This is a genomic window from Acidovorax sp. GW101-3H11 (genome assembly GCF_001633105.1).
GTDB lineage: Bacteria > Pseudomonadota > Gammaproteobacteria > Burkholderiales > Burkholderiaceae_C > Acidovorax.
In genome coordinates this window covers 91,809-116,918 of the sequence record NZ_LUKZ01000028.1, presented here as the reverse complement: position 1 = coordinate 116,918, position 25,110 = coordinate 91,809, and the positions used below count along the sequence as shown (strand labels likewise).

Below are 25,110 nucleotides of genomic sequence, written 5' to 3'. Positions count from 1 at the left end.
GTTCAACCACGTCCGACTGCTCACGCCGATTGGGGGCATCCCTCCGGCAGAGGCTGAGGCAAACTACTGGAGGCAACTCGCCAACATCAACGCCTCGACAGAGGTGTCAACTTAAACCAATCGGCCTCCTTGAAACACGGGGCGGTTCAGCACGTCGTGAATCTCGAAGCATCAGTTCCGCCAAAGGTTATTTCTATCGCGACTCCAGTGGCGGCAGAGAAGACCACCCAAGTTGAGTCAGTGAGCTTTGGATCGGGCGGACTCACCATTGCCATGTCCTCAGAGCACTGGGAGGCCATGATTTCTTTCCCCCAGAGCTACGGGTTCCGAGTTCTGGATGAACTTGATCTAACGGAGTTTTGGTCTCAGTGCTCGCTGGTTCAAGGATGGCTCTTTGAGGTTGTCAGTGGTGGCTGGAAGGACCTCGAAATGACTCGGAAACACTTTTACTCGGGCCGCTCTGACTGGGTGCGCGAGTACTTGGTCGTTGGATTGAACGAATGCGTTTCTGTATTGAGCAAAGAAGAGCCGGTGTTCGAGGTGCAAGTTCCTTCTAACCCTTCCTCCAAGCGGGCGCTTGGCGGCGCCATTTAAGTCAAACGTTAGGCCTCATGAGAGCCTCGACGTGTCTTCGTCTACAGCGAGGTAACCGATGCGGTGGTACGAGAGTCTTGTCGTTGGCGCACCCTATTTTCTCGTCGGGTTTGTCGATAGCAATCTAACAGTTCCTTCTGTTGATACGTTCATCTACATAGGCCTCGGAGCACGCGGCGTTGAGTCAGAAGGAAAGCACTGCTTTCAGGACGCACATTCATTCCTCGGGGAGCCCGAGGAACAAGGCGAAACAACCTATGTCGCTATTGGTGAAGAGTCTTTAGACATGGTGGCAGACAAACCAGGTCTCATTAGATGGCTGCAATCCGAGCACTCAACTTCAGTTCCTCCGTTGGGCGCGTGAGGCCTAACCCTTCCATCGAGAGGACAAGCCCCGGCACGCCAGGGCATGCCTATCATGTCAAACGTTGAGCGTCCGCGTACACCTGCCACCACTGGCTGCTTCTGGCCGAATGCAGAAGTCTAGCCTCGGAGCTCAGGCTGGGCCCCTAACAAAGCCCAGCGCTGCTACGTGACTTGCGATTTCATTTCCACAGCGCATTCCAATTCATCCCGGTTTCAATTCAGAACGCCCAAGCCCCCAGTTGGTAATAGTCGAACCCGCTGGTGCGCCCGCCCAGGCACCGGGCCAGGAAGTCCTCGGTCTTGCGGTACATGCTGAGGTTGTTGGGCCAGCGCTGGTTGCCGTGGCCGTCGCCCTGGAAGGTGACGTAGTCCACTTCTTTGCCCGCCTTGCGCAGAGCGGCCACCATCCATTCGGACTGCTCCAGCTTCACGCGCACATCGTTCACGCCGTGCATGATGAGGATGGGCTTTTGGGCCTGCTCGGCGCGGTACAGGGGTGACTTGGCATCCATGCGAGCGCGGTCGGCGGGCACGGCGGGGTCGCCCACGTAGCGGTGCCACCAGGGCAGGCCCAGCTCCCAGTAGGGCGGTGCGGCCTCCAGCAGGCGGGCGATGTCGGTCACGCCCACGATGCCCACGGCGCAGGCAAAGACCTCGGGCGTGAAGGTGGCGCCCACCAGGGCGGAGTAGCCGCCATAGCTGGCGCCATAGATCGCTACACGCTGCGGGTCGGCCACGCCGCGCGCCACGGCCCAGCGCACGCCGTCCACCAGGTCGTCGTGCATGCGGCCCGCAAACTCGCCCCGGGCTTTTTCCATGTGTGCGCGGCCATAGCCGCTGGAGCCCCGGTAGTTGACCTGCAGCACGGCATAGCCCCGGTTGGCCAGAAACTGCTGCATGGCGCGGCTGGTGGCGCCATCGCCCCAGCGGTCGCGTGCCCACGGGCCGCCATGCACCAGCAGCACGGTGGGCAAACGTTGCGGCGCAGCGCCCACGGGCAGCGTGAGGTAGCCGTGGACGCTCAGACCGTCACGCGCTGTGTAGGTGATGGGCTCTGTGGGCGCGAGGTCCTTGGCAATCAGGCTGAGCCGGTTCTCGCCCAGAAAGCGGGGCTCATGCCCATCGCGCAGCAGGTAGTTGCGGGTGCCCCGGTCGGTGGCTACCGCCACCGTGAGCACCTTGTCGGTCTGGTCCAGGCTGGTTACCAGGACCTCTGCAGGTTTGTCTCCGGCCAGCGCAGACAGCCGGGCATCGAGCGCGGGGTCAAACACCTTGCGCGCAGGGTAGCCCGGCATGAAATGCGCCAGCAGCGGCTCGCGGGTGCGGCGGCTGAGCGTCACGCTGTCCAGGTCCACGTCGGGCGAGGCAAACCACTCCTCCTCGGTGCCCGTGGTCAGGTCCAGCCGCACCAGCGCCAGCTTGTCGCGCCCCCGGTTGGACAGCGCCCAGGCCTTGCGCCCCTCGTCGTGCAGGCCAAAGATATTCAGCGTGTCCCACCGGCTGCGCTCTGCCACGGTCACCCAGCTGCCCGGCTCTTGACCGGGCCGCTCCAGCAACACCTGCTCGCCCCGGATCTGTGCCCGTGCGCGCAACTGGCCCGTGGTGTCCACCCCCCACCAGCCCACGTTGCCGGGGTTGGTGGCCAGCAGCACCGGCGCGCCGCCCGCAGGGTTCACGCGGTACAGGTCGAACACCTTTTTATCGCGCTGGTTGGAGGTGACGATGAAGTCGGACGACGCATCCACCGCCTCTGCAAAATGCGCCACCGAACGCGGTGCGGACATCAGCTCACGCAACTCGGTGCCTGTGCCCTCGACCGGGCCCGCGTAAATGCGCGTGTTTTCGTCGCCCGTGGGGTCGGCCGTGATGCCGATCCAGCGGCTGTCGGCACTGAAGCGGATGGCGCGTGCACGGATGCGAAACGCCTTGGCGTCGCCCCCATCAATGGACTGCACCCAGATTGCGGGCACCACGCCGTCGGTGCCGAACCAGGCGATGCGCTTCCCGTCCGGCGACACGCGGTAGCCGCCCGTGGACTGCCGACTGGCGACGAAGTCGCGCACTGGCACCAGGTCGGGCAGTTGTGCCCCTGCCAGCGATGGGTGCGTGGGCCCGGACGCACAGCCCACCAAAGCCAGTGCGGCAGCAAGCGCCGCGCTGCCCCACCATCGCCGCACGCTCGCCTGTCTTTTCGTCGATGCCATCGCTTTCTCCCCCACGTGTTGAACCATTGAATGCGTCCATTGTGCAAAGTCCCGCCTTAAGGCCAGCCAAAGGTGGCGGCTGCGGCACCACGCAACCGCGATCACTCCCGCCACAATCGCCCCATGCACATCCTGCTCATCGAAGACGACCTGGACCTGGGCCGTGCGCTGCAGTCCGCGCTGAAGGTGGAGGGCCTGACCAGCGAGTGGCTGCGCCGCGCGGTGGATGCGCCCGCCACGGTGGACGCCACGACGGTGGACTGTGTGCTGCTGGACCTGACACTGCCCGACGGCAGTGGCTTTGACCTGCTGGCGCGCTGGCGCAACCAGGCAGGCCAGGGCGGGCAGGTGCCCATCATCGTGATCACCGCGCGCTCGGCCGTGGAGGACCGGCTGGCCGGGCTGGATGGCGGCGCGGATGATTTTGTGATCAAGCCCTTTGCCACGGCCGAGCTGCTCTCGCGCATCCGCGCCGTGCTGCGGCGCAGCGCGCGCCAGGCCAGCGAGCGCTGGGTGCTGGGCGAGCTGGTGATCGAGCCCCGGCGCCATGCGGTGCAGCGCGATGGCGCTGCGCTGGAGCTGTCGCCGCGCGAGTTTCAGCTGCTGCTGGAGCTGGCCCGTGAGCCGGGCGTGGTGGTCTCCAAAAGCCTGCTCTCGCAGCGGCTGGACCCGCTGGGCGAGCCCGTGGACTTTGGCGCCATCGAAGTGCATGTGTCCAACCTGCGCCGCAAGATCGGTGCGGAGCTGATCCGCACCGTGCGCGGCGTGGGCTATTTGCTGCAGGCATGAGCACCGCCAGGCACTCTCTGCGCGCGGCCTGGGCCTGGCTGGCCGAGCCCACACTGATGCGCCGCAGCGTGGCCTCGGTCCTGGTCGCGTTTGTGGTGGTGTGGGGGGTGCTGCTGGGCTACAACTTCGTCAACTACAAACACGCCATCACCCGCGACCCGGGCCTGATGAAATACGGCGACGCGGTGCTGGACTCGCTGGCCTCCGTCACCGACCCCGCGCACGCCGCCACGGCCATTGCGGCCACCGACCACTGGACCAATGTCCGCCGCCGCCAGGTGGGCCTGCTGCCCGGGGCGCAGATGCACGAGCTGCTGGATGCGGCATCGGGCCAGCGCGTGTTTGCCTCGCCGGGGCTGCAGAACGTGGCATTGCCGCCCGCCACGCCCCGCGCGGAGCCGTTCATCCAGGAAGCCGCTCTGCAGGGCCGTTCGTTCCGCATCTACACCGGCCGCAATGCGCGCTGGGTGCTGCGCGTGTTCGAAACCAAGCGCACGGATTCCAACTTCCTGCAGTACAACGGCCGCGCCCTGCTGCCCTACCTGTTGCTGGCCTCACCGTTTGTATTGCTCGCCGTGTGGCTGTCGGTGAGCAACGGGCTGCGGCCGCTGCAGCAACTGGCCAGCCGCATTGCACAGCGCGGGCAGGACGACCTGCAATCGGTGGGCTTCAACGCCCGCCACCGCGAACTCAAGCCCCTGGAGCAGTCGCTGGACCACCTCTTCGCCCAGCTGCGGCAAAAGGTGGAACGCGAGCGCGCCTTTGTGCAGGACGCCGCGCACGAAATCCGCACCCCGCTGGCCGTGATCACTGCCCAGGCCCATGTCATGGCCCGCTCGCCCAGCGAAGAGGAACGCACGCAGGCCCAGGCCCACCTGGAGCAGGCCATCGCCCGCACCTCGCACCTGGCGCAGCAGCTGCTGGACCTGGCCGCGCTGGACGACGCGCAGCGCCCCGCCCCGCGCGACCTGGACGTGGCGCAGTGGCTGCGCGGCGTGCTGGCGCAGGCCGTGCCTGGTGCGATGGCGCGGCAGATTGAGCTGTCGCTGGACGCGCCCGACACCCTGCCCGCGCGGCTGGACCTGCCCGCGTTCGAATCCATCGCCCACAACCTCATCGACAACGCGCTGCGCTACACGCCCCACGGCGGCAACGTGGCGGTGGCGCTGCGGCGCGAGGGCACGGCGCTGCATGTGTCGGTGCAGGACGACGGGCCGGGCATCCCGGCCACCGAGCACCAGCGCGTGTTCGAGCGCTTCTACCGGGGCACGGGCCACGCCACCAACGGCTCGGGCCTGGGCCTGGCCATCGTGCGGCAGGCGGTGCTGCGCATGGGCGGGCAGGTGCAGATGGGCGCGGGTTTGAATGGCAAAGGCGTGGGCTTTTTCGTGGACATTCCCCTGGCCCACTGCGCCTGACGGCCCCGGTGCAACAGCACACCAGCAGCCCGGCTACTGTCCGATCAAAATAGTTTAGGCTTCAACAAAAAATCGCTAAGGTGTTGGAAATAACCGACACCACGGGTTTTTCGGGACATGCAAACTTTGTCCCATGTCAACGCCCTCCTCCCCCACCGCCCGCCGGCTCTGGGACATCTCGCCGCCCGTGCACGCGGGCAGCCCCGTGTTCCCCGGCGACACGGCCTACAGCCAGCAGTGGTGCGCCACCATCGGCCCCGGCTGCCCGGTCAACGTGAGCGCGATCACGATGTCGCCCCATGTGGGCGCGCACGCCGATGCGCCGCTGCACTATGACGCACAGGGCGCCACCATTGGCGACGTGTCGCTCGACGCTTTTCTGGGCCCCTGCCGCGTGGTCCACGCCATTGGCTGCGGCCCGCTCATCACCTGGGAGCACATTGCCCACGCGGTGGACGGCACCCTGCCGCAGCGCGTGCTGGTGCGCACCTATGAGCACATGCCCGTGGACCGCTGGGACGGCCAGCTGGCCGCCTATGCGCCCGGCACCATCGAGCGCCTGGCCGACCTGGGCGTGCTGCTGGTGGGCATCGACACCGCCAGCATCGACCCTGCCGACAGCAAAACACTCGACAGCCACCAGGTCATCCGCCGCCGGGGCCTGCGCGTGCTCGAAAACCTGGTGCTCGACGCCGTGCCAGAGGGCGACTACGAACTCATCGCGCTGCCACTCAAGCTGACCACGGCAGACGCATCGCCCGTGCGGGCCGTGCTGCGGGCGCTGTAGTACAAAAATTTCAAGCTTTTTTGGCCTCTACCGCGCGTCCATCAAGCGGTAGAAGCTATCAAAACAGAAGCAAACCACTCTGAACACCATGACCACCACCTTGCAAGACTGCCGCGCGCTCGACGCGCAAGACCCCCTGGCGCCGCTGCACAGCCACTTCGCCCTGCCCCCGGGCGTGATCTACCTCGACGGCAACTCGCTGGGCGTGGCCCCCAAGGCCGCCGCCGCGCGCGTGGCCGATGTGGTGACGCGCGAGTGGGCCACCGACCTCATCAAATCGTGGAACACCGCGAGCTGGTTTGACCTGCCCCAGCGCCTGGGCAACCAGCTCGCCCCGCTGATCGGCGCGGGCCCCAATGAAGTGGTGTGCACCGACAGCACCTCCATCAACCTCTACAAGGTGCTGAGCGCAGCGCTGAACATTGCCCGCGAAGACAGCCCCGCCCGCAAGCGCATCGTGAGCGAGCGCAGCAACTTCCCCACCGACCTCTACATTGCCGAAGGCCTGTGCAAGGAGCGCGGGCTGGAGCTGGTGCTGGTGGAGCCTGAAGAAATCAACGCCGCGCTCACCAGCGACGTGGCCGTGCTGATGCTCACCCACGTGAACTACCGCACCGGCGCCATGCACGACATGGCTGCCATCACCGCTGCTGCGCACGCCCAGGGCATTCTGTGCGTGTGGGACCTGGCACACAGCGCGGGCGCAGTGCCTGTGGACCTGAACGGCGCAGGCGCAGATTTCTCGATCGGCTGCGGCTACAAATATTTGAACGGCGGCCCCGGCGCGCCGGCCTTTGTGTGGGTGCATTCGCGCCATGCCAGCCGCTTCTGGCAGCCGCTGTCCGGCTGGTGGGGCCATGCTGCCCCGTTTGCCTTCACACCCGACTACCAACCCGCGCCGGGCATCACACGCTACCTCTGTGGCACGCAGCCCATCATCAGCCTGTCAGCGCTGCAATGCGGGCTGGATGTGTTCACCGCCGCACAAAGCCTGGGCGGCATGGCCGCGCTGCGCGCCAAGTCGCTGGCGCTCACCGACCTGTTCATCCAGCTGGTGGAAGAGCGCTGCGCAGGCCACGGACTGGGCCTGGCCACGCCGCGTGAGCATGCCCAGCGTGGCTCGCAGGTCTGCCTGACGCGCGACGAAGGCGCGGGCGTGGGCGGCCAGGGCAGCGGCGCCTATGCCATCGTGCAGGCGCTGATTGCACGCGGCGTGATCGGTGACTTCCGCAAGGGCGACGGTGGCACGGGCCGCCACAAGGACATCCTGCGGTTTGGGTTTACGCCGCTGTATCTAGGTTTTGAAGACGTGTGGAATGCCGTGGAGCACCTGCGCCAGGTGCTGGAGAGCGGCGAGTGGCAAAAGGCCGAGTTCAACCAGACACACGCGGTGACCTGATAGCCATCTGCATTCAAAAATAGAAAACCGTTCACTGAGCGCAGTCGAAGCGCGGCGCAGGGCTTCGACAGGCTCAGCCCGAACGGTTCTGATTGATCGAACGCGAATCCGTGTGTGACGACGCGAACGAAGGAGACTGACCATGTGCCCCTTTTCCCACACCCCCGCCCCCGCCAACGAAGCCCCCGGCACCGCCCTGCCCGAATCCATCGTGCACGAAGAACGCGCCCAGCTCGACTTCAGCAAGAGCATGAGCTACGGCGACTACCTGCAGCTCGACGCCATCCTCACCGCGCAAAAGCCGCTGTCGCCCGCGCACGACGAGATGCTGTTCATCGTGCAGCACCAGACCAGCGAGCTGTGGATGAAGCTGATGCTGCACGAGCTGCGCGCGGCCATCGACCGCATTGCCAACCCCGATACTGGCACCCGCGCCGAGGCCTTCAAGATGCTGGCCCGCGTGAGCCGCATCATGGAGCAGTTGGTGAGCGCATGGAGCGTGCTGGCCACCATGACGCCGCCCGAGTACACGGCCATGCGCCCGTACCTGGCCAGCTCCAGCGGCTTTCAGAGCTACCAGTACCGCGCCATCGAGTTCTCGCTGGGCAACAAGAACGCCGCGATGCTCAAGCCGCATGAGCACCGCCCCGACCTGCTGGCCCAGGTGCGGTCGGCGTACGAAACGCCCTCGCTGTACGACGTGTCGCTGCAATTGCTGGCCAAGGAAGGCCTGCACATTCCGGCAAGCCACCTGGAACGCGACTGGACGCAGCCGTATATGGAAAGCGAAGCGGTCAAAGAGGCCTGGCTTGCGGTGTACCGCGACCCGCAGAAGTACTGGGACCTGTACCAGCTCGGCGAAAAGCTCACGGACATCGAAGACGCCTTCCGCCTCTGGCGCTTCCGCCACGTGACCACGGTGGAGCGCGTGATCGGCTTCAAGCGCGGCACGGGTGGCACGGGCGGGGTGAGCTACCTGCGCAAGATGCTGGACGTGGTGCTGTTCCCTGAAATCTGGAAACTGCGCACCGATCTGTAAACAAGGTACACCGCAAAAAAACAGGCCTGCTCACCACCCCGGTGAACAGGCCTTCTATTGAGCCGACCTCTTTGAACTTGAAATATCCGTTCGGGTTGAGCTTATCGAAACCTTGCGCAGCGCTTCGACAAGCTCAGCGTGAACGGTTCAAGTAGATTCGTGCCGGATCAACAACTGCTGCCTGCGCCCTACAGGAAAGCGCTGGCAGCTATCATTTTTATAGTTCTCTCCCTGATCTGCACTCGGCGTGCGCTTCAGTCTCCGGCCTTGGTAAACACCTGCCCGCCCGAGAGCTGGTAGGCCAGGTTGTCCACCTGCAGGCTGCGCTCGTTGGCAATGTCAAAGCGGCTGTACAGCCCGGGCGTGTCGCCGTTCAGGATGGGCGTGGACACCACCATGGAGCGCTGGGCGAGCGCGCCGGTGGTCGTGTTCACCTCCAGCCGCAGGGCGCCCTGGTAGCCCCGCACGGGCGGGGGCGTGCCCACCCCGGTGGGTGCCTGGTAGACGCGGGCGGGGAAAGCGATGCGCACCTTGCCATCCACCGCCTGCAGGTTGAGCACGGGGCGGGTGCTGTCGAGGGTGGTGATGCTGCCCCGGCCGCCCGCCACCTGCGTGGCCAGGCGCTTGCCCTGCGCGGCATTGCGCACGTCAAACACCGCGAGCTGAATGCCTTCGGCCACGCCGCCCTGCGCGCTGTCCTTGCCCACGCCCAGCAGCAGGCCACCCGGCAGCGGCACCAGGTGGTCGGCATGGCCGCCCGCCGCCAGCTCGCCCGCCACCGTGGGGTTCGCAGGGTTGGCCAGGTCCAGCACCCACACGGGTTCGGTGGTGGCAAAAGGGGTGGCATAGGCCCGGGTGCCTGCAAAAAACACGTTGTCGATCTGCTGATCGCCCCGCGCCGTGCGCAGCCTGAGGGGCAGCTTGGCCTGCGGGCTCAGGTGGTTGTCGCGGCCGCTGTCGCGCAGCAAGGTCAGCAGCGCGGGGGAGGCCTGCTGGGCCTGGATGCTCACCGGCGGCATGCCGCTTTGGCCTGCCTTGCCGGTGAAGGTCAGCACGCGCAGATCGCTCTGGTACTCGTTCAGGCGCGATGGCATGCGGCGCAGGTCCCAGCCCAGGTGGCCGTCCACGCTGCCCGAGGCGTCGTAGTCCACCTGCGCACCACGGAAGCTGAACTTGTGGATGTCGGTGCGGCTGTCGGCCGGGAACACGGCGTTGACCACGTCGCCGCCATAGCGGTACTGGCGCGAGCTGGCCACGTACACGCTGCGCGCGCCCAGGTGCACCGCTTCGCTGCCACCCGCAAAACAGCGGCTGGTGCGCGCCAGACTGGACGAGGTGAGGTCGATGGCCGTGATGGAGGTGAGCTGCAGCGACAGCGAGGCATTGCCCGCCTGCACCAGGCAGTCAGCCTCGTTCACCAGCGGCTGAGGCTGGCCGCCGTCCACGCGCAGGGTGGGGATCAGCGCGGCGGTGTTCAGGTCCTTGAGCGCCGTCTGCACGGCCGATGCCGAGGCGCCCGCAGGCACGGTGAAGCGGGTGAGGTCGGGCGACCAGGTGGTGACCAGGTACAGCGTGTTGCCGATCAGGCGACTGCCCACCAGCAGCCCGTCGATGCGCATCTGCTTGAGCTGCGCAGGCGCCATGTCCTTGCTGATCGCGAACAGGTCGAGCGACAGCATGCGACTGTATTCGGGCACCACGGTGATGCTGGCGTCGGCCGCTGCCACCACGGGCTGGCGGTCGGCGTACGGGTCTTGCTGCGACAGCACGGCAGCGCGTGTGCCACCGCCCGCCACATAGAAGCCCTGGGGGATGAACTTGGCGTCCAGCGTGGCGCGGCCCACGCTGGCCAGGCTGCCATCGGCGGCGAGGGCCTGGGCGGTCAGGCGCGGCGGCTCGCGGCCGGTGTCGATGGCGTAGGCGCGGTGCAGGCCGTACAGCATGGGGCCCTCGGCCTGGATGAGGCCGTCTTCCTCCACCACCGCACCTGCCAGCGGTGCGCCGGTGTGGGTGACCACGCTGCCTGCGCTGCTCAAGCCCCCCACGGTGGGCACGGTGATGGCCGTGCCGGGGTAGCCCAGCGCCACGCGCTGCGCGATCTTGGCCTTGAAGTAGGCCACCAGATCGCCCGACCGCGCCACCTGCAGCCGCGCCTCGTTGGGCATCTGCGGGTTGCCGCCCTCCCCGCCGCCGCAGCCCGCCACAAATGCGGCGGTGGCCACGGCCAGCCATGCGGGCGAGACATAGGACATGCCCGCCACTCTCTTCATCAATCTTCGGTTCGTCATGTGATTTTTCTCCCTGTGGATACCTGTGATCTGCATGGCAGGTGGAAGCTTGCCCATCCCATTTTGCAGATAAGTGGGATAATATCCCACACAATTTCCACCAGTCAACCAGATGACAATCACGGCCTGCTCCTGATACCCGCTGCGCACCGCGCTTTTTGTTCATGCCCTCCCGCTCCGCCATCGTTCTGGCCTCTGCCCTGCACGTGCTGCGCCCTTTGGCGCGCCTGCTGCTGCGCAATGGCGTGGCCTACCCCGCGTTTGCGGCGGCGATGAAGAAGGTGTTTCTGGACGCTGCCCATGACGAGCTGCAGCGCACGGGCAAAAAAGCCACCGACAGCGCGGTGAGCCTGATGTCGGGCGTGCACCGGCGCGATGTGCGCAACCTGGGCCGTCTGGCTGAGCCCGCTGCTGAAGAAGAAGCGGGCGAAACCCCGCTGAACATGGCCAGCCAGGTGGCCGCGCGCTGGCTGAGCCAGACGGATTGCCTGGACGACGAGGGCCAGCCCCGTCCCCTGCCCCGCAGCGGCGAGCCCCCGCACTTTGACGGACTGGTGGCCAGCATCAGCAGCGACGTGCGGCCCCGCGCGGTGCTTGACGAGCTGGTGCGCCTGGGCATGGCTGAGGAAGCTGAGGACGGCCAGATCCGCCTGCTGGCCACGGGCTTTGTGCCACGCCAGGGCTTTGCCGAGATGGCGCAGCTGATGCAGGAGAACCTGCACGACCACCTGGCCGCCGCCAGCCTCAACCTGGAGGGCGAGCACAACTACCTGGAGCAGGCCGTGTTTGTGGACCAGCTCAGCGCTGAGTCCGCCCACCGCCTGCACGTGGTGGCCGCCAGGGCCTGGCGCCAGGCCTTCAAGACCGTGATGACCGAGGCCCAGGCGCGCTACGACCACGACCAGAAAAACACCCCGCCCGACGAGCGCAACCGGCGCGCCCGCTTTGGCAGCTACTTCTATGCCGCAGACAAAGATGAACGTCCTTCCTGAACTCTGGGCCCACATGGCCCGGCTCATGGTCCGGCTGCTGGCCCAGCGCACAGCCCGGCTGCTGGCCACAGCCGCCACCCTGCTGGTGCTGGCCGCCTGTGGCCCCGGCACCGGGGGCACGGGCACCGGGCCGATCCTCGGCGCGGTCAACTTCTCGGGCAGTGGCTTCGCGATTGGAGCCCCCTGCGCAGAGCATTGCGGCAGCACTGAGCTGCGGCTGGAGAACGAGCGGGTGGAGCTGACCGTCGCCTGCCGCCACTTTGTATTCACCGGCCCGTGGGAGATCGATGCCACCGGCCTGGCCGTGCTGAGCGGCACCCTGGAAACCACGGAGCTGGCCGAGGGCCAGGTGCAGACCCGCACCGTGGCCGCCGAGATGCGCCTGCAGTTCAGCGACACCCGCGCCGAAACCAGCCGCGAGGTGGCCATCACCTTGCGGGATGCACAGGGCAACCACCTGATTGCGCCCTTGACCCTGGAGCAGCGCCCCGCTGCCACGGCCCCCGAGGCCTGCGCACCAAGCGCACCCTGAAATGGCCTGAGATGGTCTGAAATGGAAAAAGGCCTGCGCAGCCACACTGCGCAGGCCCTTGGAACCTGACCCACCGGCCAGCGCCGGGAGGTGAAAAGAGAAAACCCTGTTACTTGATCTCGGCCACCATCATGGAACGGTTGCTGCGGCACCAGATCGGTGCCAGGTGGCCAATCTGAATGGTCAGCTCGTTGCCCTTGCCCAGCACCGTGGTGGGGCCGTTGCTGTAGGCGTAGCCGGTTTCTGCCACCTGCCGGGGCAGCTCCACCGTCCAGCCACTGCGGCGCATCACGCTGCGGCCCTGGTCAGGGTAGAACTGCATTTCGACCTTCTCGCCGTTGCCGCAGGCGTATTGCATGCTGTTGCCATCTGCCGGTGCGCTGAACGCCTGCATGGCCGGGGGCTGGCTTGCGCAGCCCGACAACAAAAGGGTGGCCAACGCACCCGAACCCAGCAAAACCATCGTCTTCATCGGTCACTCCTGACATCGCGGCGCACCCTGGCGGCGCGCCCGACAACTTCCATCCAACGGCTTGTGGCCACCAGCCACCGGGGCCTGTTCAAAAGCCCCTGCCAGCCACCTAAGCACAAACCTTGCCATTCATCTGGCACCACCCACTGCCTGCGCCATCCGGCTTGCGAGAGACCGAAACCAGCGATTCCAGAGCCGTGAACAACACCCGGCGCAGCACATGACCCCAAGAGTGCCCCAGACCCCGCAGCCCCGTCATTGGGGTGATCCCCACATCGAGAGCTGCCTCTAAAGTCTGCCCGCGCCCTGTGGCGCCCTCATGACGGGCGCCCAGGCCCCGGAGACGGGTTGAATTGATCGCACCAGAAGACCCAATACCGTAAGAAACATTTGATTACAGGCATGGGCAGCTCAAAACCACCAGCACCCGACCACCTTGGTGGGGTATGGGGGGCGGGACTGGGACATACCCTAGGAAGCCCCTCCACGCCCCCATGCATGCCCAACCAGCCGCGCCCCAGCCGTCCCTGGGCGACAGCCTGCGTCACCTGGTGCAGGTAACCTCGCAGGGCCCTGCGGCCGGTGCCCCCATGCCGGCAGCCGCTGACTTCTGCCCTGGAGACCCGCACCCGTGCCCACCACCCTGCCTGCATCACCACCTGTTCCGCTTCTTTCATCCCGCGCCGCCTGGGCCATGCTGCTGGCGCTGGTGTCGGGCTTTGCGCTGAGCCAGGCGTTTCGCACCATCACGGCCATCATGGCCACCGGGTTGCGGGCGGAGTTCGGGCTGTCGGCCGAGGCACTGGGCGTGTTTGCCGGGGCCTTCGCGTTTGCGTTCGGCACCATGCAGCTGTTCATGGGTGTCGGCATTGACCTGTATGGCGTGCGGCGCACGCTGCTGGTGGCCTTCCCGCTCACCATTGCGGGTGCGCTGCTGTCGGCACTTGCGCCCAGCTATGGCGGGGTGTTGCTGGGGCAGGTGCTGATTGGCGTGGGCTGCGCACCCGCCTTTCTGGTGTGCACGGTGTTCATTGCGCGCTACTTTCCGGCCAGCCGGTTTGCGATGGTGTCGGGCATCGCCATGGGCGTGGGCGGGCTGGGCATGCTGTTCACGGGCACGCCGCTGGCCTGGCTGGTGCAGCAGTCGTCGTGGCGCTTGGGGTTTGGTGTGCTGGCCGGGCTGGCTGCACTGGCCTGGCTGCTGATCTTCTGGAAGGTGCACGAGCCCACGCAGCCTGCACACAGCACGCTGCCGCGCGAATCGGTCGGTGCCGCCGTGCGCGGCTTTGGTGCGCTGTTTTTGCTGCCGCACACGGCGGGCATCATGCTGCTGGGGCTGATGACCTATGCCTCCTTCCTCACGCTGCGCGGGCTGTGGCTGGGGCCGCTGCTCATCGAGCGGCATGGCTACAGCCTGGTGGCCAGCGGCAACGTGGCCATGCTGTCGTCGCTGGTGTCGCTGTTCACCCCGGCCTACTTCGGGCGCATCGACCCCGGGCCCGGGCGGCGCAGGCGCTGGCTGGTGGGCTTCACGCTGCTGCTGGCCGGGCTGTTTGTGGCCATTGGCCTGTTGCACGCCGAATGGCTGGACGTGGCGGGCTCGATTGCCGTGGGCCTGCTGTCGGGCTACATGGTGCTGCAGTACGCCGACGTGCGCTCGGCCTACCCGGCCGCGATGACCGGGCGGGCCATGGCGGTATTCACCATGGCGCTGTTTTTGGGCGTGGCGCTGATGCAGTGGGTGACGGGCATGGCCGCCTCGCTGGCCGCCGCGCGCGGCGCGGACCCGTATGTGGCGGTGATGCTGACCATTGCGGGCATGCTGGCGACAGGCGCCGTTGCCTTCAGGTGCCTGCCCGCACCGGCCCCTGCGCGCTGAGCCGCGCGTTGCCTGGCGCGTTGCCTGGTGGGCACAGGGCCATGCCCGCACCTTGCACGCGCCACCACTGCAGCACGCCAAACAGCAGCTCGAACGCAGTGAAGCCCAGCACGATGGCATTGGCCCCATGCGCCACGGCGTAGATCTGCCACGCGGCAAACAAGAGGCGCGCCACGCCATCCAGCCGCCCCAGCAACAGCGTGGGCGCCACGATGCGCGCCACCGACCACACCACCACCACCGAGCCGAGCAGGTTGGCCAGCAGCATGTGGGTGGTGTCGAGCGGGTGCAGCGTGCCCGGCAAGCCGAGCGTCTGGGCCAGCAGGTTCAGATTCGCGTAGAGCCAGGCAAAGGTCCAGGGCAGGGCAAACGGCCAGGTGACGAGCAGGTCGTACCAGCCGCCGGCGCGCACGATGCGCAGGTAACGGGCAGAAGGCAAGGCGGGGATGTGCATGGAGAAAAACCCTCAGGGAATGGATGAAGCCCCGAGCTTCCACCTTGAAGTACGCTTCAGGGTCAAGCACTTTGTGACGTTGTGAAGGGAGCACGCGATGCTGATTGGAGAACTGGCCACGGCCTCGGGCCTGAGCCGCGAGGCGCTGCGGTTTTATGAACAGCAGGGCCTGATCCGCGCGCGGCGCCTGGCCAACGGTTACCGCGACTACCCGCCCGAGGTGGTGACGCTGGTGCAGTACATCCGCACGGCGCAGCAGCTGGGCTTTACGCTGGCCGAGATTGGCGACCGCCTGCCCAGCATCTGGGACGCCCCCGAACCCGGCCCGCTGCTGAACCAGGTGCTGGCCAGCAAGCTCGGCGAGATCGACGCGCGCATCGCGGCGCTGCAGGCGCTGCGCCAGACGCTGGCCGAGCGCGTGGCCACCGACTGCCCGCTGCACACCCGGGGCCTTCACACCGCCTGATCAGATCAGAAATTTGAATAAAAACAGGGCTTACCGCTCGCCCCTATTGCCTTATTAGCTATTAAATATATAGCAAACAAGACACCTGCGGCCTCACGCCGCTGGCGCAGGCACCACGTGCAGCAGCACCGGATGGTTGCCATAGGCGTCCACCCCCTCGATCTGCACACCAAAGCCCCACAGGCGGGCCACGTGGCGCAGCACCTCCTGCGTGTCGTCGGCCAGCGGGCGGCTCTGGTACTGGGTGTGGCGCAGGGTCAGGCTGCGGTCGCCGCGCAGGTTCACGTTCCACACCTGGATGTTGGGTTCGCGCGTGCCCAGGTCGTACTGCTGCGACAGCATCTGGCGCAGGTTGCGGTATCCGTTCTCGTCGTGGATCTCGCTGACCACCAGGTCGCCCTGGCTGGCGTCGTCGTGCAGCGCAAACAGGCGCATTTCGCGCATCAGGTGCGGGCTCAGGTACTGGCCGATGAAGCTCTCGTCCTTGAAGTTGCGCATGGCATGGTCCAGCGCAGGCAGCCACGGTGTGCCCGCGATGTCGGGGAACCAGTGCCGGTCTTCGGGCGTGGGGTTCTGGCAGATGCGCTGGATGTCGCGGTACATGGCAAAACCCAGCGCATAGGGGTTGATGCCGCTGTAGGCGCGGTGGCCCACGGGCGGCTGAAAGACCACGTTGGTGTGCGAGCCCAGCCACTCGATCATCACGCCGTCGCTCAGGTGGCCCTCGTCATACAGCGTGTTGAGCAGCGTGTAGTGCCAGAAGGTGGCCCAGCCCTCGTTCATGACCTGGGTCTGGCGCTGGGGGTAGAAATACTGCGCGATCTTGCGCACGATGCGCACGATCTCGCGCTGCCAGGGCTCCAGCAAGGGCGCGTTCTTCTCGATGAAGTAGAGGATGTTTTCCTGCGGCTCCTGCGGGAAGCGGTTGTGCTCCTGCGCCGCATCCTCCTTGCCGGGGCGCGCGGGCAAGGTGCGCCACAGCTCGTTGATCTGCTGCTGGGCATAGGCCTCGCGCTGCGCGCGCTCCAGCCGCTCGCGCGCCAGGTTTTTCTTGGAGGGGCGGCGATAGCGGTCCACCCCGAAGTTGGCCAGCGCATGGCAGGAGTCGAGGATGCGCTCGACCTCGTCAAAGCCGTAGCGCTCCTCGCACTGCGCCACGTAGTCCTTGGCATACACCAGGTAGTCGATGATGCTGGACGCGTCGGTCCACATGCGGAACAGGTAGTTGCCCTTGAAGAAGCTGTTGTGGCCATAGGCCGCGTGGGCAATCACCAGCGCCTGCATGGCGGTGGTGTTCTCCTCCATCAGGTAGCTGATGCAGGGGTTGGAGTTGATGACGATCTCGTACGCCAGCCCCATGTGCCCACGCCGGTAGCGCCGCTCGGTGGCCAGAAACTCCTTGCCGTAGCTCCAGTGGCGGTAGTTCACCGGCATGCCCACGCTGGAGTAGGCGTCCATCATCTGCTCGGCGGTGATGATTTCGAGCTGGTTGGGGTAGGTGTCGAGGCCAAAACGTGCGGCCGTGGCGGCGATGGCCGCGTGGTAGCGGTCGATGAGGTCGAACGTCCAGTCGCTCGGGTCGGGCAGCGGCTCGGCAGGCCGCGCCCCGGGGGGCAGGGGCTGCTCGGGCACGGCATGGTGGCGGCGCTCGCCCACGGCGGCCGCCTTCCAGGGGTTGTCGTGGATGCGGCGCTCCAGCACCGGGTACTGGGCCATATTGCTCATAGCGGCACCCCTTCCTTCTTGAAGAGGTCGCGGAACACCGGGTAGATCTCGCTGGGCTGCGACACCTTGCGCATGGCGAAGTGCGAGAACTCCGGCAACAGCTGGCTGTATTCCTCCCACAGGTTCTGCTCCTCCTCCGCCACCTGCACGTAGGCAAAGTAGCGCACCAGCGGCAGGATCCGGTCCACCAGCAGGTTGCGGCAGTTGCCGCTGTCGTTGGTGAAGTTGTCGCCATCGCTGGCCTGGGCCACGTAGATGTTCCAGTCACCGCTGGGGTAGCGCGCGCGGATGATCTGGTCGAGCAGCACCAGCGCGCTGCTCACCACCGTGCCGCCGCTTTCGGTGGAGTGGAAAAACTGCTCCTCGCTCACCTCGGCCGCCTGGGTGTGGTGGCGGATGAAGACGATGTCGATCTTCTCGTAGTGCCGCGTGAGGAACAGGTACAGCAGGATGAAGAAGCGCTTGGCCAGGTCCTTGCGCGCCTCGTCCATGGAGCCTGAGACATCCATCAGGCAGAACATCACCGCCTGGCTGTTGGGCACCGGCACCTGGATGCGGGCGCGAAAGCGCAGGTCGATGGGGTCGAGGTAAGGGATGCGGCCGATGCGCACCTGCAGCGCATCAATGCGGCGCTGCAGCGCGGCCACGGCCTCGCTGGTGCCGTCGTCCTGCGCCAGCAGGGCGTCCAGCTCCTCCTGCAGCACCAGCAGTTCGCGGTGCGCCGACTTGCCCAGCGCAATGCGGCGCCCCAAAGCGCCGCGCATGGTGCGCAGCACGGCCAAGTTGTTGGGGATGCCGTCCTGGCTGTAGCCCGCGCGGCGCGACTTCCACAGCGGGTTCTCGCCGATGTGGGTGCGCAGCAGGTGCGGCAGGGCCAGGTCTTCAAAAAAGAGCTGCATGAACTCTTCCTTGGTCAGCGTGAAGGTGAAGTCGTCCTCGCCCTCCCCGCCATCGCTGGCCTGCGATCCACGCCCACTGCCGCCCTTGGGCCGCTCGATGCGGTCGCCGCGCACATGCTCGGCATTGCCGGGGTGCACCATGTCGCGGATGCCGCCCTGGCCGTGGTGGAACACGGGCTCGCCGATGTCCTTCTTGGGGATGGTGATGTTCTCGGCCTGCTCGATCTCGCGGATGCCGCGCTGCGACACGGCACGGCGCACGCTGTCCGCAATCTGCTCCTTGAAGCGGCGGACAAAACGCTCGCGGTTGCCGACGGACTTGTTCTTGCCAGCGAGCCTGCGGTCGATGATTTGCAATGCCATCCAATTGCCCCCTTCATGGACCGGCGCCCCAGAACGGCACGCTGGCCAATCCATCGATCAACTAACTGCTTTTGCGCACGCGCAGGTACCACTCACACAGCAGGCGCACCTGCTTGGGCGTGTAGCCCTTGTTCACCATGCGGGTGACAAAATCCTCGTGCTTGCGCGCCTCCTCGGCGCTGGCCTTGGCATTGAAGCTGATCACCGGCAGCAGCTCCTCGGTGTTCGAGAACATCTTTTTCTCGATCACCAGGCGCAGTTTTTCGTAGCTGGTCCAGCTCGGGTTCTTGCCCTGGTTGTTGGCCCGGGCGCGCAGCACGAAGTTGACGATCTCGTTGCGGAAGTCCTTGGGGTTGGCGATGCCTGCGGGTTTTTCGATCTTCTCCAGCTCGGCGTTGAGCGCGCCCCGGTCGAACACCTCGCCGGTGTCGGTGTCGCGGTACTCGTTGTCCTGGATCCAGTAGTCGGCGTAGGTCACGTAGCGGTCGAAGATGTTCTGGCCGTATTCGCTGTAGCTCTCCAGGTAGGCCGTCTGGATTTCCTTGCCGATGAACTCGGCATAACGCGGCGACAAGAACTCCTTGATGTAGCCGGTGTATTTGGTTTCCAGCTCGGCCGGAAACTGCTCGCGCTCGATCTGCTGCTCCAGCACATACATCAGGTGCACCGGGTTGGCAGCCACCTCGGCGCTGTCAAAGTTGAACACCTTCGAGAGGATCTTGAACGCAAAGCGGGTGGAGATGCCGGTCATGCCCTCGTCCACGCCCGCGTAGTCGCGGTACTCCTGGTAGCTCTTGGCGCGCGGGTCGGTGTCCTTCAGGCTCTCGCCGTCGTACACCTGCATCTTGCTGAGGATGCTGGAGTTCTCGGGCTCCTTCAGCCGCGTGAGGATGGCGAACTGCGACATCATCTTGAGGGTGCCCGGCGCGCACACGGCATTGCCCAGCGACGACTCGCGGATGAGTTTTTCGTAGATGCGGGTCTCTTCGCTCACCCGCAGGCAGTAGGGCACCTTGACGATGTAGATGCGGTCCAGAAACGCCTCGTTGTTCTTGTTGTTACGGAACGCCTTCCACTCGCTCTCGTTGCTGTGGGCCAGCACCACACCGTCGAACGGGATGGCACCAAAGCCCTCGGTGCCCTTGTAGTTGCCCTCCTGCGTGGCGGTGAGCAGCGGGTGCAGCACCTTGATGGGCGCCTTGAACATTTCCACAAATTCGAGCAGGCCCTGGTTGGCCAGGCACAGGCCGCCGCTGTAGCTGTAGGCGTCGGTGTCGTCCTGGGCATAGGTTTCAAGCTTGCGGATATCCACCTTGCCCACCAGGCTGGAAATGTCCTGGTTGTTCTCATCGCCCGGCTCGGTCTTGGCGATGCCCACCTGCTTCATGATGCTGGGGTAGCGCTTGACCACCCGAAACTGGCGGATGTCGCCCCCAAACTCTTCGAGCCGCTTCACGGCCCAGGGCGACAGCACACGCTGCAGATAGCGCCGGGGGATACCGAACTGCTCTTCAAGCACCGGGCCGTCCTCCATCGCATCGAACAGGCCCAAAGGTGACTCGTTGACCGGCGAACCCTTGAGCGCATAGAACGGCACCTTCTGCATGAGGTATTTGAGCCGCTCGGCAATCGAGCTTTTGCCGCCGCCCACGGGGCCCAGCAGGTAGAGGATCTGCTTGCGCTCTTCCAGCCCCTGCGCCGCATGGCGGAAGAAGCTCACCACCTGCTCGATGGAGTCTTCCATGCCGTAGAACTCGGCGAAGGCGGGGTAGCGTTTGATGACCTTGTTGGCAAACAGGCGCGACAGGCGCGGGTCGTTGCGCGTGTCCACCATTTCGGGCTCGCCAATGGCGGCCAGCATGCGCTGGGCGGCCGTGGCGAAAACCATCGGGTCGCGCTTGCACTCGACGAGGTACTCGTCGATCGACATTTCCTCTTCGCGGCTACGGGCATAGCGCGCGGCGAAATTGCTGATGGCATCCATACGACCTCCTGTAGCAGCACCCCCGGCGGGCTCGGGAAGTGCCACGGTGTTGCAGTGGGAATCGCTACCGGCTTGGCTCTTTGTAGCACCACGGCCTGCGCTTGAACAGCAAATTCGTGGTCCCATCCATTGCCTTTTTGGCGCTTTGCACACACTGCGGTAGAGCGCGGCATACTGCACAAAGTTCACCCTGCGCGCGGCCTGCACGGGTTGCCCCGGATAGGGAATGTCCTGACAACCTGCGGGGGCTGTTCACACGCTCAGAAGCGCCTTGAATCGAATGCTCTCAACAGGGCCCGCGCGGTAGCCCTGCCCGTCACCAAGCACTCACAGCGCACTGGCGCCCGCACCATCGCCCCGGTACAGCCAGGGCACATCCAGCAAGCGCTCGCCCAGCAGGCGCAGCGCTCCGTCCCGCCCCCAGCGCACCGGCCCCGTGGCATGAAAAATGCGCCCGTTGCGGATGGAGCGCGCCTGCACGCGGGCGTTGCGCTGCCAGCGGTTGAGGGCATAACGTGTGAGGCGCAGCGGCACCTCCAGGTCATGCATGGAGAGCGCCCGTTGCAGCTCGGCGGCGTCCTCGATGGCCATGCCCGCGCCCTGGGCCAGGTAAGGGCGCATGGGGTGGGCGGCATCGCCCAGCAGGCCCACCAGGCCGCGCGCCATTTCGTCGGCGGCGCGCACAGGCGGGCGGTCGCACAGCGGCCACAGGCGCCAGCCTGCCAGGGCGTGATCACTCACACCGCGCACCAGGTCCTGCAATGCGGTGCAGGTGCCTTGCAGCGCGTGGTCCAGGCCCGCAGCGTTGGCGGCGTGGTCCCAGTTTTCCAGGTCCTGCGGCGCGGGGCCCTGCACGATGACGACGATGTTCTGCAGCTCGCCCCGGCGCACGGGGTATTGCACCGCGTGCAGACGTGGGCCCAGCCACGCGGTGACCTGGATGGTGCGCAGCGCCTCGGGCAGCGCCTGCTGCGGCACCAGGGCGCGGTAGGCCAAGTGGCCTGTCACGCGCGGTGGCGTGGCGCCCAGCAGCTGGGTGCGGGTGCGGCTCCACAGGCCATCTGCGCCGATCAGCGCATCGCCCTCCACCTCCTTGCCCCGGCTGGTGCGCACGGTGACGACTTCGCCGTTGTCGGCAAAACGGTCGATGGCATGGTCCAGATGCAGTTGCGCATCGGTGCCCTGAGTGACCCCCTCCAGCAGCAGGCCATGCAGATCGGCGCGGTGGATGGTGGCGTAGGCCGCGCCGTAGCGCTCGACCGCTGTGGGGCCCAGCGGCAGCACCGCCAGCTCGCGGCCGCTCACGGCATTGCGCACCTGCAGGCGGCSGGGGAAGGCCGCCACCGCCTGCAGCGCCTGTTGCAAGCCCCAGGCCTGCAGGCGACGCACCACATTGGGCCCGATCTGCACGCCCGCACCCACTTCGCTGAACGCGGCAGCGCGCTCATACAGCCGCACATCCCAGCCCGCGCGCGAGGCGCCCAACGCAGCGGCCAAGCCGCCGATGCCGCCACCGGCGACCAACACCTGTTTTTTCATCGACGGGCCGCCCCAAGATGAAAGGCGGCCCCCTCGGGGGGCAGCGACCACACGGAGTGGGGAGCGTGGGGGTCAAATGTCATGGGTTGATTGTCGCGCTCACAAGGGCGGTGGCTTTTGTCATAGCGCAGGCCGCAACGCCCGTTCCAGCACCTCGGGCGGCATGGGGCGGCCAAACAGGTAGCCCTGGAAGGCCTTGCAGCCGTAGCGCTGCAAGAATTCGAGCTGGCCCGTGGTCTCCACGCCCTCGGCCACCACGCCCAGGTCCAGGCTGTCGGCCAGGGCCAGGATGGTGCGCACGATGGCCGCGTCGTTGGGATCGGTCTGCAGGTCGCGCACAAAACTCTGGTCGATCTTGAGCTGATCGAGTGGCAGGCGCTTGAGGTAGCTGAGCGAGGAGTAGCCGGTGCCAAAGTCGTCGAGCGAAAAGCCCACGCCGTAGCGGCGCAGGTGCTCCATGCGCGCAATGATGTCCTCGACATCGGCCAGCAGCAGGCTCTCGGTGAGTTCGAGCTTGAGACGCTCGGGGTTGGCGCCTGTCGCGTCCAGCGCGCCCAGCACCTGCTCCACAAAATCAGGCTGGCGAAACTGCCGCACGCTCACGTTGACGGACAGGAAAAACTGCCGCGTGAGCGAGCTGCGCGACCAGGCCACCAGCTGGGCGCAGGCGGCCTGCATCACCCAGTGGCCCAGCGGCAGGATGAGCCCGGTCTGCTCAGCCAGCGGGATGAATTCGGCGGGCGACACCATGCCCCGGCGCGGGTGCCGCCAGCGCACCAGGGCCTCGGCGCCCTGCAGGCGGCCCTTGCCGTCCACCACGGGCTGGTAGTACAGCACCAGCTCCTTCTCCTGCAGCCCCCGGCGCAGGTCGGCCTCCAGGGCCGAGCGGTTGCTCACCGCCGCCTGCATGTCGGGGTCAAAAAAGCGCTGCGTGTTGCGCCCTGCCGCCTTGGCCTGGTACATGGCCAGGTCGGCGTGCTTGAGCAGTTCGTCCACGCTGAGCGGCTGCTGGCCAAACAGCGCAATGCCAATGCTGGGCGAGCTGTGGTGGCTGGCATCGCCCAACACATAGGGCTTGCCGAGGGTGGTGGCAATGTGGCTGGCCACCAGCGCGGCCTCGGCGCTGGCATGGTCCGCATCGGGGCTGAGGCCTTCCACCAGCACCACGAATTCGTCCCCGCCAAAACGGGCGACGGTGTCGGACTCGCGCACACAGGCCTTCAGGCGCTGGGCCACCTGCAGCAGCAGCTGGTCGCCGGTGTCGTGGCCCAGGGTGTCGTTGAGGTCCTTGAAGTTGTCCAGGTCGATGAACAGCAGCGCGCCCTGGCTGTCCGAGCGCGCCACGGCCAGCGTGGCGTGCTGCAGGCGGTCCACCAGCAGGCGGCGGTTGGGCAGGCCGGTCAGGGAGTCGTAGAACGCCAGGCGCTCGATCTGGCTCTCGACCTGCTTGCGTTCGGTGATGTCGCGGCCCACACCCCGGTAACCGCGCAGCGCGCCGTTGGCTTCGAACACCGGCACGCCGCTGACCGAAATCCAGTGCATGCTGCCGTCCGCGCGCTGCCGCTGCAGCTCCAGGTCGCGAAACGGCTGGTGCGCCGCCAGCACGGCGCGGTGCGCGGCCCAGTCGGCCTCGGTCATGTTGAGGGCGCCAATCTCCCAGCGCGTGCGCCCCATCACGCTCGACAGCGGGATGCCGTTCACGCTCAGATCGCCCGCCAGCTGTACAAAGCGGCCTTCGGCGTCGTGCTCCCAGTACCAGTCGGAGGACAGGTCGCTCAGCGACCGGAAGCGCGCCTCGCTCTCGCGCAGCTCGTTTTCGACGCGCACATAGTCACTCACATCGGCAAAGGTGCGCACCAGGCTGCCATCGGCCAGCGTGGTGGTGCGCACCTCGAAGGTGCGGCCATCGCGCGTGGTGCGCCAGTAAAGCGCCGGTGCGGTGGAGACAGCCCCCTGGGCCACATAGTCGTGCCCGCGCCGGTCCACCAGGCTGTAGCCCGCGCCAAAGTCGCCACGCTCGGCCTGCACGCGGGTCAGGTCGGCCAGCGTGGGGCGCATGGCCATCAGCGATTCGGGCAGGTTCAGCAGCTCCAGCACGCGCTGGTTGTAGACGGTGATGCGGCCGTCGGGCCCCGTCTTGAAGATGCCCTGGCTCATGCTGGCCAGCGTGGCCTGCAGGGCCGTGCGCTGCTCCTGCAGCATGGTCAGCGCCTCTTGCCAGATGCGGGCGTCCACCATGCGCACGGGCTGGCCCTGGCCCTTGGCACCCTGCGTCAGGGCCACCAGGCGGTTGAGCAGCTCGCTCAGGTGCGACACATCGTCGGGCTCGCGCAGCACATAGTCACCCAGCCCGCAGCGGAAGGCCCGCGCGGCCAGCGCCTCCTGCGTGGCGTCGATGCACATCAGCACCGGGCGGCCGGCGCACAGCTCCAGCAGGCCGGGCAGCTCTTGCTCCGAAGGCCGCAGGCACATCACCACGGCGTCCCAGGCCTGCGAGGCCAGGGGCGCCATGGCGGTCTCGGGGGTGGGGCTGTTCACCACACGCCAGTCGGGGTAACGCTCGGCAATCAGCCGCCGCGCCGCCGCTGCATGCTGCGTGTCGATGTCCACCCACAAGACGCCCACGCTGGTCATGGCTTGCGCCCTTCCGGTACGGCCACCAGGGGCTGCGACATCAGGCCCAGCTGCTGTTCACGCAAAAAGATGTCCATGGGGGTGGGCCGCCCAAACAGATACCCCTGGAACCCCTCGCACCCGTGCAGCCTCAAGAAACTCAGCTGCCCCGTCGTCTCCACCCCCTCCGCCACCACCTCCAGGTCCAGGCTCTTGGCCAGCGCCAGGATGGTCCGCACGATCGCCGCGTCGTTCGGGTCCGAGAGCACGTCCCGCACGAAGCTCTGGTCGATCTTGACCTGGTCCAG

At 66.5% G+C, this 25,110-nt stretch carries 20 protein-coding genes; 10 read left to right on the top strand and 10 right to left on the bottom strand.

What is annotated here, in order from left to right:
- The first annotated feature begins 156 nt into the window (after window positions 1-156).
- On the top strand, window positions 157-594 hold the full coding sequence (locus tag A1D30_RS20345; protein ID WP_131798500.1) for a hypothetical protein: 438 nt from the start codon (window positions 157-159) through the stop codon (window positions 592-594).
- A 584-nt stretch (window positions 595-1,178) separates the two neighbouring features.
- On the opposite strand, the gene A1D30_RS20340 is transcribed toward A1D30_RS20345, so the two are convergent.
- Entirely contained in the window at window positions 1,179-3,164 is a 1,986-nt protein-coding gene (locus A1D30_RS20340; RefSeq protein WP_109791001.1) for a S9 family peptidase, read from the bottom strand.
- Between the two features lie 123 nt (window positions 3,165-3,287).
- Here A1D30_RS20340 and A1D30_RS20335 point away from each other — a divergent pair, with 123 nt between their 5' ends.
- From A1D30_RS20335 to kynA, 5 genes are all read left to right on the top strand, one after another.
- Window positions 3,288-3,953 carry a response regulator transcription factor gene (locus tag A1D30_RS20335; protein WP_063462543.1) on the top strand — a complete coding sequence of 222 codons (666 nt, stop codon included), beginning with the start codon at window positions 3,288-3,290 and terminating at the stop codon, window positions 3,951-3,953.
- Complete coding sequence (locus A1D30_RS20330; protein WP_063462542.1) at window positions 3,950-5,371, top strand: HAMP domain-containing sensor histidine kinase; 1,422 nt, start codon at window positions 3,950-3,952, stop codon at window positions 5,369-5,371. The genes A1D30_RS20335 and A1D30_RS20330 overlap by 4 nt, the downstream gene beginning before the upstream one ends.
- A 133-nt stretch (window positions 5,372-5,504) precedes the next feature.
- A complete protein-coding gene (gene kynB / locus A1D30_RS20325; RefSeq protein WP_063462541.1) occupies window positions 5,505-6,158 on the top strand; it encodes an arylformamidase in 654 nt (217 codons plus the stop codon).
- 88 nt (window positions 6,159-6,246) lie between these two features.
- Window positions 6,247-7,557 (top strand): kynureninase, encoded by a 1,311-nt coding sequence (gene kynU / locus A1D30_RS20320; protein WP_063462540.1) that lies wholly within the window; start codon window positions 6,247-6,249, stop codon window positions 7,555-7,557.
- Between the two features lie 142 nt (window positions 7,558-7,699).
- Window positions 7,700-8,596: a tryptophan 2,3-dioxygenase gene (gene kynA, locus A1D30_RS20315; RefSeq protein ID WP_063462539.1), complete on the top strand. Its 897-nt coding sequence runs from the start codon at window positions 7,700-7,702 to the stop codon at window positions 8,594-8,596.
- A 254-nt stretch (window positions 8,597-8,850) separates the two neighbouring features.
- Here kynA and A1D30_RS20310 read toward each other — a convergent pair whose 3' ends face one another.
- Window positions 8,851-10,848, bottom strand: coding sequence for a beta-propeller domain-containing protein (locus tag A1D30_RS20310; RefSeq protein WP_063462538.1), 1,998 nt, complete (start codon window positions 10,846-10,848; stop codon window positions 8,851-8,853).
- Between the two features lie 200 nt (window positions 10,849-11,048).
- Here A1D30_RS20310 and A1D30_RS20305 point away from each other — a divergent pair, with 200 nt between their 5' ends.
- Complete coding sequence (locus A1D30_RS20305; RefSeq protein ID WP_063462537.1) at window positions 11,049-11,876, top strand: DUF6502 family protein; 828 nt, start codon at window positions 11,049-11,051, stop codon at window positions 11,874-11,876.
- Entirely contained in the window at window positions 11,860-12,408 is a 549-nt protein-coding gene (locus A1D30_RS20300) for a hypothetical protein (RefSeq protein WP_131798499.1), read from the top strand. Before A1D30_RS20305 ends, A1D30_RS20300 begins: the two co-directional genes overlap by 17 nt.
- 109 nt (window positions 12,409-12,517) lie before the next feature.
- Here A1D30_RS20300 and A1D30_RS20295 read toward each other — a convergent pair whose 3' ends face one another.
- Window positions 12,518-12,880: an MliC family protein gene (locus A1D30_RS20295; RefSeq protein ID WP_063462535.1), complete on the bottom strand. Its 363-nt coding sequence runs from the start codon at window positions 12,878-12,880 to the stop codon at window positions 12,518-12,520.
- 694 nt (window positions 12,881-13,574) lie between these two features.
- On the opposite strand from A1D30_RS20295, the gene A1D30_RS20290 reads away from it, so the two are divergent.
- The gene (locus A1D30_RS20290) at window positions 13,575-14,759 is read left to right on the top strand and encodes an MFS transporter (RefSeq protein WP_082836550.1); all 1,185 of its coding nucleotides are present in this window, start codon (window positions 13,575-13,577) and stop codon (window positions 14,757-14,759) included.
- Here A1D30_RS20290 and A1D30_RS20285 read toward each other — a convergent pair.
- Window positions 14,725-15,213, bottom strand: a complete 489-nt coding sequence (locus A1D30_RS20285) for a hypothetical protein (protein ID WP_063462534.1) — start codon at window positions 15,211-15,213, stop codon at window positions 14,725-14,727. The genes A1D30_RS20290 and A1D30_RS20285 overlap by 35 nt on opposite strands.
- Before the next feature lie 97 nt (window positions 15,214-15,310).
- Here A1D30_RS20285 and A1D30_RS20280 point away from each other — a divergent pair, with 97 nt between their 5' ends.
- Entirely contained in the window at window positions 15,311-15,679 is a 369-nt protein-coding gene (locus tag A1D30_RS20280) for a MerR family transcriptional regulator (protein ID WP_063462533.1), read from the top strand.
- A 93-nt stretch (window positions 15,680-15,772) separates the two neighbouring features.
- On the opposite strand, the gene A1D30_RS20275 is transcribed toward A1D30_RS20280, so the two are convergent.
- The 6 genes from A1D30_RS20275 to A1D30_RS20250 all read right to left on the bottom strand — a co-directional run.
- On the bottom strand, window positions 15,773-17,404 hold the full coding sequence (locus tag A1D30_RS20275; protein WP_063462532.1) for a SpoVR family protein: 1,632 nt from the start codon (window positions 17,402-17,404) through the stop codon (window positions 15,773-15,775).
- The gene (locus tag A1D30_RS20270; protein WP_063462531.1) at window positions 17,401-18,666 is read right to left on the bottom strand and encodes a YeaH/YhbH family protein; all 1,266 of its coding nucleotides are present in this window, start codon (window positions 18,664-18,666) and stop codon (window positions 17,401-17,403) included. The genes A1D30_RS20275 and A1D30_RS20270 overlap by 4 nt, the downstream gene beginning before the upstream one ends.
- A gap of 61 nt (window positions 18,667-18,727) precedes the next feature.
- Window positions 18,728-20,650, bottom strand: a complete 1,923-nt coding sequence (locus tag A1D30_RS20265; protein WP_063462530.1) for a PrkA family serine protein kinase — start codon at window positions 20,648-20,650, stop codon at window positions 18,728-18,730.
- A gap of 327 nt (window positions 20,651-20,977) precedes the next feature.
- Window positions 20,978-22,189 carry an FAD-dependent monooxygenase gene (locus A1D30_RS20260; RefSeq protein ID WP_063462529.1) on the bottom strand — a complete coding sequence of 404 codons (1,212 nt, stop codon included), beginning with the start codon at window positions 22,187-22,189 and terminating at the stop codon, window positions 20,978-20,980.
- A 120-nt stretch (window positions 22,190-22,309) separates the two neighbouring features.
- The gene (locus tag A1D30_RS20255; RefSeq protein WP_063462528.1) at window positions 22,310-24,823 is read right to left on the bottom strand and encodes an EAL domain-containing protein; all 2,514 of its coding nucleotides are present in this window, start codon (window positions 24,821-24,823) and stop codon (window positions 22,310-22,312) included.
- On the bottom strand, window positions 24,820-25,110 hold a 291-nt coding region (locus tag A1D30_RS20250), incomplete at its 5' end, for an EAL domain-containing protein (protein WP_242421957.1). The genes A1D30_RS20255 and A1D30_RS20250, both read right to left, overlap by 4 nt.